The sequence below is a fragment of the Mycetocola miduiensis genome (assembly GCF_900115155.1).
Classification (GTDB): domain Bacteria; phylum Actinomycetota; class Actinomycetes; order Actinomycetales; family Microbacteriaceae; genus Mycetocola_A; species Mycetocola_A miduiensis.
On the sequence record NZ_FOVM01000001.1, the window covers coordinates 749344 to 756155 of the forward strand.

At 66.6% G+C, this 6812-nt stretch carries 7 protein-coding genes; 5 read left to right on the plus strand and 2 right to left on the minus strand.

Annotated elements, in window-relative coordinates:
• The 5 genes from murQ to BM197_RS03710 are packed head-to-tail and all read left to right on the plus strand — an operon-like array spanning position 1 to position 5337.
• Positions 1 to 903 (plus strand): N-acetylmuramic acid 6-phosphate etherase, encoded by a 903-nt coding sequence (murQ, locus tag BM197_RS03690; protein ID WP_090708857.1) that lies wholly within the window; start codon positions 1 to 3, stop codon positions 901 to 903.
• On the plus strand, positions 903 to 2078 hold the full coding sequence (locus BM197_RS03695; RefSeq protein ID WP_245762354.1) for an anhydro-N-acetylmuramic acid kinase: 1176 nt from the start codon (positions 903 to 905) through the stop codon (positions 2076 to 2078). The genes murQ and BM197_RS03695 overlap by 1 nt, the downstream gene beginning before the upstream one ends.
• 6 nt (positions 2079 to 2084) lie before the next feature.
• Complete coding sequence (locus BM197_RS03700; protein WP_090708858.1) at positions 2085 to 2585, plus strand: GNAT family N-acetyltransferase; 501 nt, start codon at positions 2085 to 2087, stop codon at positions 2583 to 2585.
• Positions 2582 to 3697 (plus strand): serine hydrolase domain-containing protein, encoded by a 1116-nt coding sequence (locus tag BM197_RS03705; RefSeq protein WP_090708860.1) that lies wholly within the window; start codon positions 2582 to 2584, stop codon positions 3695 to 3697. Before BM197_RS03700 ends, BM197_RS03705 begins: the two co-directional genes overlap by 4 nt.
• On the plus strand, positions 3694 to 5337 hold the full coding sequence (locus BM197_RS03710) for an ABC transporter ATP-binding protein (protein WP_090708861.1): 1644 nt from the start codon (positions 3694 to 3696) through the stop codon (positions 5335 to 5337). The genes BM197_RS03705 and BM197_RS03710 overlap by 4 nt, the downstream gene beginning before the upstream one ends.
• 46 nt (positions 5338 to 5383) lie before the next feature.
• Here the strand turns inward: BM197_RS03710 and BM197_RS16205 are convergent, their stop codons facing one another.
• Together BM197_RS16205 and BM197_RS03715 are read right to left on the minus strand one after the other, a co-directional pair.
• Positions 5384 to 5527 (minus strand): hypothetical protein, encoded by a 144-nt coding sequence (locus tag BM197_RS16205; protein WP_177216704.1) that lies wholly within the window; start codon positions 5525 to 5527, stop codon positions 5384 to 5386.
• 16 nt (positions 5528 to 5543) lie between these two features.
• Positions 5544 to 6812, minus strand: a 1269-nt coding sequence (locus BM197_RS03715; RefSeq protein ID WP_218151802.1) for an HNH endonuclease signature motif containing protein, incomplete at its 5' end; no start/stop codon positions are given.

The window sequence follows — 6812 nt, forward strand, 5'->3', positions numbered from 1 at the left end:
ATGAGCAACGACTCAATCGGCGCACTCGCCACCGAAACAGCCGACCCCCGCTACGCCGAGATCGACCGGATGTCAGTGGCCGAGCTCGCCGCAACGATGAACGCAGCCGACGCCGACGTTCCGGCTGCGGTCGCCGCCGCGCTCCCGGCGATCGTGCCGGCGATCGAGGCGACGAGCCAGCGGATGGCACGTGGCGGGCGGCTGATCTATGTGGGCGCAGGCACGCCCGGCCGCATCGGCGTCCTCGACGCGTCCGAGTGCCCGCCCACGTTCAGCACGTCGCCCGAGCTCGTCTTCGCGATTATTGCCGGCGGTCCTTCGGCGATCGTGAACCCGAGCGAGGGTGCTGAAGACGACGACGTCGCAGGGGCAGCGGCGATCGACGCCGCCGGAACCGGCGAGAACGACACCGTCATCGGGATCGCCTCGAGTGGGCGGACGCCCTACGTGATCGCCGCAGTGGCCCGGGCTCGCGAGCTCGGCGCGCTGACTGTCGGATTGTCATGCAACCTTGATACGCCGCTCAGCGACGCCGCCGAATGCGGAATCGAGATCGCCGTAGGCCCCGAAGTGCTCGCCGGCTCAACCCGGCTGAAGGCGGGCACGGCACAGAAGCTCGTGCTCAACATGTTCTCGACAATTGTCATGGTGCAGCAGGGCAAGACCTACGGCAACTTCATGGTCGACCTCAACCCCAGCAACCACAAGCTGAGGGAGCGCGCGACCGGAATGGTCTCCGCCATCGCGCAGGTCGACCGGGATCGAGCCAGAACGACGCTCGAATCCGCCGGGTTCGATGTGAAGACGGCGGTTGTGATGCTCCGACTCGGACTCGACCGAGAGGCAGCAGCCGACCGGATCGACGCCGCACACGGGCGCCTGCGTGTGGCACTGGGGGAGTGATGATGCGCGTTCTCGGAATGATTTCAGGTACGTCGCACGACGGAATCGACGTCGCCGTCGTGGAGTTCGACGAAAACGACGGGCGTCTTGAGGGGCGGGTCGTGCACCGCGACTCGGTGCCGTATGAGCCGTCGCTGCGTGCACGGCTGATCGCCGCACTGCCGCCGGCAGCGACGACACTGTCGGAGATCTGCGAACTCGACACCCTCATCGGCCAGGCCTTCGCGGACGCCGCGGATGCGGCATCCGTTGCCGTCGGGTCGGTCGACCTCGTCACCTCACACGGGCAAACCGTGTATCACTGGGTTCGGGATGACCACGCCCTCGGCACCCTGCAGATCGGCCAGGCCGCGTGGATCGCCGAGAAACTGGGTGTCCCTGTGGTCTCTGATGTGCGCATCCGCGACATCACCGCGGGCGGACACGGGGCGCCGCTCGTCTCCTTCCTTGACGAACTGTTGCTCCGGGACCGTTCAGAAGCGTCCGCGGCGCTCAACCTCGGCGGCATCTCGAACATGACCGTCGTGGATGCCGGCGGCGTTCGTGTCGCGTACGACATCGGCCCCGCGAACGCGCTCGTCGACGCGCTCGTTGTTGAGAACGGCCTGAACGAGCTCGGCTACGACGATGGCGGCCGCATCGCGGCCTCGGGAACCGTACACCAGGAGTTGCTCGACGCGTTGCTGGCAGACGACTACTACGCGCTCCCGGCGCCCAAGAGCACGGGCAAGGAACACTTCCATCTCGGCTACGTCCACGACGCCGTTCGCACGTACGGGCAGGACATTTCCGTCCCCGATCTCGCCGCAACCCTGACCGAGCTGACGGTGCAGACCGTCGCCAGGGACGTGGCCGCGGCCGGCGTCGGCTATCTCGCGGTGTCGGGTGGCGGATGCCGCAACCCGCTGATTCTGGACGGACTGCGTGGCGCCCTGCCCGGCGTAGACGTTGTTCTCGCCGACGAGCTGGGCGCACCAGCGGACGACAAGGAAGCGATCGCCTTCGCCCTCATCGGCTGGTGCACGATCCACGGCGTGCCTGCGACGGTCCCCGCCGGTACCGGAGCTCGCGAGAGCAGAATCCTGGGCACCATCACGCCCGGCACAGGGGCCCTTGCACTTCCCGAGCCCGTGCGGGGCGGCATCCGTTCCCTCTCGCTGGTCACCGAAGGCTGACCTGCCGTGCCCATCCAATTGCGCCCAGCCACCACTGCCGACGTGGATGCGGTGGTTGCCGTGTTCCTCGCGTGCTGGCGTGAAAGCTATCGGGGGGTGCTTCCCGACTCGACGATCGACGCCATGAGCGACGAGAAGGCGCAACAGCTATGGGAGCGGGTGATGGGCTCCGGTGAGGGTGAGGTGCTGGTTGCCGAAAGCGCTGGCACAGTCCTGGGCGTCACCCGACTGGCCGCGAACGGTGCAGAGGGCGTCGTGCACTCGCTCTATGTCGCCCCGGATTCGCAAGGCCAGGGGTTGGGGCAACTACTGCTGAGCGCCGCCGCGAGTCGGCTCGCTGACCTCGGCGCCCGCAATGCGTCTCTGTGGGTGTTCGCCGCCAATGCGCCATCGCTGGCGTTCTACCGCCGCCACGGCTGGGAACCGGATGGCACGCAGCGAACCCAGGAACAATTCGGCGAGCTGGAACTCCGGGTCGTCCGACGATTAGCAGGAGCCAGCGAATGAACCGGCAGTCGACCCTCCAGGCGGTGGCAGACGACCTCGTCCAAACCGGCCCGGCCGGGGCGGTTCTCGGTCTCTCTTTCCAGGGCGCGCGCACGGTCGTGGCCAGCGGCTTCGCAACCCTCGGGAACGCTCGGCCGATGACGGTCGACACAGCTTTCGATCTCGCCTCCGTGAGCAAGGTCGTCGGAACAACCGCAGCCCTGATGCGGCTGGTCTCCGACGGCGCCCTGGCGCTCGATTCAACCGTTGCCTCGATCCTGCCGCGCTTCGCCGGGCACGACGGCACGACGGTTCGCGATCTCCTGCAGCATCAGGCCGGCCTGCGCGAGTGGCAGCCGCTCTATCTGTCGCCCCGCATCGGCGACGGCGCGACGGCGGTGCTCGAAACCATTGCTCCCCTGTACCCGCTCCGCTCCGGTCGGCACTACTCCGACCTGGGATTCCAGTACCTGGGTCTGATCATCGAAGCAGTGACCGGTCGATCGCTCGGCGACGCCCTGCATGAGCTTGTGTTTACTCCGCTGGGCATGCTCGAGACGTCGTTCGCTCCGCGTCCCACCGTCGGATCGCCGGTTGCCGCAAGCTCGATCGGTGATCGAGCGGAGCGAACCATGGTCGCGGCCGGCGAACCCTACCCTGTCCTCTGGTCGGATGCCGGGTTCACGTGGAGAGAGCATGAGCTCGTCGGCGAAGCCAACGACGGCAACTGCTTCCACGCCTTCGGTGGCGTCGCCGGTCACGCCGGTCTCTTCTCCACAGTGAACGATCTGCTCACCTTTGCCGAGGCGTTCAGCGGCCCGGGCGGCCCGAGCGCGTTGTGCACGACAGACGTCGCCTCAGAGTTCTTTTTGCCAAGTTCGGAGCCCGCCCAGGCCCTTGGATTTCGGCGGATGTCGATCGACATCCGCGGGACGCAGCATCCGTTGCTCTGGCATCCCGGATTCACCGGCTGCGTGGTCGGCTTCGTGCCGAGCGTTGGGCTCGGCATCACGCTCGCCAGCAACCGGCTGCTGACACCTGCGACCCCCGTCGCCGCCGCCGTGCTCTGGGAGCGACTGGTCGACGTGGCAACCGAATTGCACTCATCCACGACAGATACGAGGACACCATGACCACGCCGCCCCCTGTTCTCAGCATCCGCAACCTCTCGGTGAGTTTCCGCTCCGGTCGGGAACTTATTCCGGCCGTCAAGAACGTGTCGATCGATGTCGCCGCGGGTGAGACGGTTGCCGTGGTGGGGGAGTCCGGTTCGGGCAAGTCGACGACCGCAGCCGCGATCAACCGACTGCTGGCGGAGAACGGCGTGATCGTCGGCGGAGAAGTGCATTTCGAGGGCCGCGAACTCACGGCGCTGAGTGAGAACGAGATGATCACGCTGAGGGGTGCCGGTATCGGTCTGGTCCCGCAGGACCCGATGTCGAACCTTAACCCGCTCATGCGCGTCGGGGTGCAGATCGCCGAGGTGCTCGAGGTACACGGTTACGCCCACGGAGCCGCCGCCGACGCCAGGGTGGTTGAGCTTCTCGAGATGGTCGGGATTCCGGATGCCGCCCAGCGCGCGAGGCAGTACCCGCACGAGTTCTCCGGGGGCATGCGCCAGCGCGTCCTGATTGCGATGGGTCTCGCCTGCAAGCCGCGACTGCTCATCGCTGACGAACCGACGTCTGCGCTCGACGTGACCGTGCAGCGCCGCATCCTCGATCAGCTTGACCAGCTCACCGACGAGATGGGCGCCGCTGTGTTCCTCATCACTCACGACCTGGCGCTCGCCGCGGAACGCGCGGACCGGATCGTGGTGATGTTCAGGGGCGAGGTCGTTGAGGAGGGGCCGGCGGAGCAGCTGCTCGCCAACCCGCAGCACGCCTACACGCGACAGCTTCTGGCGGCGGCACCCAGCCTGTCGTCGCTTCGAAGCCCCCGTGCCGCTGTCGTGGCATCCGGGGCCGGTGAAGCGACGGATGCGCCCCTGGTCGAGGTGCGCGACTTGCGCAAGGAATTCAAGCTGCGCTCGCCGAAGGCTGGCCAGCCGACGACCTTCACCGCTGTTGATGGTGTGAGTTTTTCGATCCCACGTGGCCACACCGTTTCAATCGTTGGAGAGTCGGGATCAGGCAAGTCGACGACCGCGAATCTGGTGCTTGGTCTCGAGGACATCACCTCAGGAACCATCGCATTCGACGGTACGGATCTTGCGGGCCTCAACCGGCGCGAAATGTTCGCGTTCCGTCGGCGGGTGCAGCCGGTATTCCAGAACCCGTATGCGTCGCTTGACCCGCGTTACACGGTGGAGCAGTCGATCTCCGAGCCGCTGACCGTGCACAAGATCGGGAACGCGGCATCCCGTCGGGTTCGTGTCGCCGAGCTTCTCGATCAGGTCGCCCTCCCCAAAGAGATGTCCGAGCGGCTGCCGCACGAACTATCGGGCGGGCAACGGCAGCGTGTGGCGATCGCGCGGGCGCTTGCGTTGTCGCCCGAGCTGGTCGTTCTCGATGAGGCTGTCTCGGCGCTCGACGTGCTGGTGCAGGCTCAGATTCTCGAACTGCTCGCGGATCTGCAGGCCCAGCTGGGGCTTAGCTACCTCTTCATCAGCCATGACCTCGCTGTCGTACGGATGATTTCGGATCACGTGCACGTCATGCAGCGTGGGCGCATCGTCGAGAGTGGTACCCCTGAGCGGATCTTCGATGACCCGCAGAATGAGTACACGCAAGAGCTGCTGGATGCGATCCCGGGGGCGCGTCTCGCGAGTTGAACCGCGGGCCCCTTCGCCGTTGTTGTGGGTGGGTTCAGGGTTTTGGTCAGTCGCCTACCGTCCCGTCGGAGGTGAACACGAGGATTGAGCCCGGGTTCTCCAGTTCGCTGGCTGCGTCACCGTTGGTGCCGCGGGCGAGTTCAGCGCTGTCGGTGGCGACGTAGATCGTCTCGGAGATTTGGGCCGTCAATGTCGGCTGTGATCGGTCAGAACGGCGCGATGTCGCCCGGTTGCGACCCCTCCTGCTGGTGCGACTGATCCCGCGGCGCCGGTGTGACTGGTGCCGCCGTTTGGGGTGGCGCTCCTGTCGGCGGTGGCACCTGCGTGGGCGGGGTTGCGAAGGTCTCGGGTTGGGTTGTGTAGGTGCGTCCGCCGGGTGAGGTCCATTCGAGGACTCCGTTGCCGCGTTGTTGAACCTGCCAGGTGGTCTGGTGCTTGAGCCGGTGGTGTTTTCGGCAGAGATGGGCCAAATTGTCGCATTCGGTCGGGCCGCCGTGCGCATGATCGTTGGTGTGGTCGAGGTCGCAATGCCGGGCGGTGCGGTTACAGCCGGGGAACCGGCAGGTTCCGTCGCGGCAGCGCAGATACTGTTTCATCTTCTTCGTCGGCTTGTATTTGGTCCGGTCCAGAGCGACCGGGACCCCGCTGGTCGGGTCGGTGAGCATCCGGTACCAGACGTTCGACTGGCCGGCGAGCTCTCGGGCGGTGTCCGCGTCGATCGGACCGTACCCCTCGAGCGTCCCGGGTTCCTCGGACCTGCCGAGCAGGGTCATCGCCGGTATCGTCACCGTGACCGTCGGCCGGATCCTGCGGAACGCAGCACCCGAGCCGAAACCGGAACCGGAACCGAGGCCGGAACGCGATCGGCGAGCCTGCGTGGCATCAGCGTCAAGTGGCTCCGAACCCGTCGCATCGTCAATCGCCGAGGAGTCGGAGGCAGAGGAATCCGAGGCCGAGGAATCCGAGGCCGAGCCTGCACTGTTCGCGGGCAGTTCGCCGCATAGCGCTGCCGAGACGGCGTCGGTGAACACATCCGCGCTCAGCTGGGTCAGGGTGCGGGGATCGGCCGGGGTTTGCACCGCGAGGGCATGATCACGCACGGCGGTGTAAATCGACGTCGCTTCAGGGGCGGTGGTGTACAGGCTGAGCCACGCCATCCCGTCATCGGCGGGCTGGAAGTCCAACCGCCGGTCCTGCGCTGACTTCGCGACCCGGGCGGCGACCGAGTCCGGGTCGAGGTGCTCCCGGAGCAGCCGGGTTTTGGCCCGGAACTTCGACACCGTCAACGACCGGCCGAACGGCACCGCCTGCTCCTCCAACAGCAGCGCAGCTTCCGGGGAGAGGGTCGCGGTCTGGTCGACGAGCACCTTCGCATGCTTGTACGTGATCTCCCCGGCCCGGAGCGCGGTCATCGTCGCCGGGAGCCGGTGGATCAGCGCTTCGGCGTCGGTCAGCATCCCGATCACCGTGGTCTC

Excerpts from the sequence above, each read along its gene's own strand:
- murQ (WP_090708857.1), top strand. The coding sequence starts at position 1 with ATGAGCAACGACTCAATCGGCGCACTCGCCACCGAAACAGCCGACCCC.
- BM197_RS03695 (WP_245762354.1), top strand. The coding sequence starts at position 903 with ATGATGCGCGTTCTCGGAATGATTTCAGGTACGTCGCACGACGGAATC.
- BM197_RS03705 (WP_090708860.1), top strand. The coding sequence starts at position 2,582 with ATGAACCGGCAGTCGACCCTCCAGGCGGTGGCAGACGACCTCGTCCAA.
- BM197_RS03710 (WP_090708861.1), top strand. The coding sequence starts at position 3,694 with ATGACCACGCCGCCCCCTGTTCTCAGCATCCGCAACCTCTCGGTGAGT.